Source organism: Burkholderia sp. CpTa8-5, assembly GCF_017815045.1.
GTDB lineage: Bacteria > Pseudomonadota > Gammaproteobacteria > Burkholderiales > Burkholderiaceae > Burkholderia > Burkholderia sola.
The window spans coordinates 1-953 of sequence record NZ_JAGIQD010000077.1 but is presented as its reverse complement, the minus strand read 5'-3'; the positions used below and the strand labels follow the sequence as shown (position 1 = coordinate 953).

Sequence of the window (953 nt, the reverse complement as noted above, 5' to 3'; positions counted from 1 at the left end):
CTGCCGGGCCGCACCAGTGCATTCCTCGTCGCGCAGGTCCGCGCGCGGGTCGACGGCATCGTGCTGCGCCGCGAATTCACCGAAGGCACCGACGTCAAGGCCGGTCAGCGTCTCTACAAGATCGATCCGGCGCCGTACGTCGCAGCCCTGAACAGCGCGAAGGCGACGCTCGCGAAGGCGCAGGCGAACCTCGTCACGCAGAACGCGCTGGTCGCGCGCTACAAGGTGCTGGTCGCCGCGAACGCGGTCAGCAAGCAGGACTACGACAACGCGGTCGCCACGCAAGGCCAGGCCGCAGCGGACGTCGCGGCCGGCAAGGCGGCGGTCGACACCGCGCAGATCAACCTCGGCTATACGGATGTCGTGTCGCCGATCAGCGGCCGCGTCGGCATCTCGCAGGTGACGCCGGGCGCATACGTGCAGGCGAGCCAGGCGACGCTGATGTCGACGGTGCAGCAGCTCGATCCGGTGTACGTCGACCTCACGCAGTCGAGCCTCGAAGGGCTGAAGCTGCGTCAGGACGTGCAGAGCGGCCGCCTGAAGACGAGCGGCCCGGGCGCGGCGAAGGTGTCGCTGATCCTCGAAGACGGCAAGACCTATTCGGAAGCCGGCAAGCTGCAGTTCTCGGACGTGACGGTCGACCAGACCACCGGTTCGGTGACGATCCGCGCGGTGTTCCCGAACCCCGGCCGCGTGCTGCTGCCGGGGATGTTCGTGCGCGCACGGATCGAGGAAGGCGTGAACGAGAACGCGTTCCTGGTGCCGCAGATCGGCGTCACGCACGACCAGAAGGGGCAGGCGATCGCACTGGTCGTGACCGCGGCCAACAAGGTCGAGATGCGTCCGTTGACGACGACCGGCACGTACGGCCAGAACTGGGTCGTCGAAGGCGGTCTGCAGGCAGGAGATCACGTGATCGTGCAAGGCGTCGACAAGGTGCGCCCGGGCGCGAC

Annotated in this window: 1 protein-coding gene; it reads left to right on the top strand. The window is 68.1% G+C overall.

Going from position 1 to position 953, the window contains the following annotated elements; translation table 11 throughout:
* Positions 1 to 953, top strand: a 953-nt coding sequence (locus tag J8I35_RS34385) for an efflux RND transporter periplasmic adaptor subunit (protein WP_209929396.1), incomplete at both ends; no start/stop codon positions are given.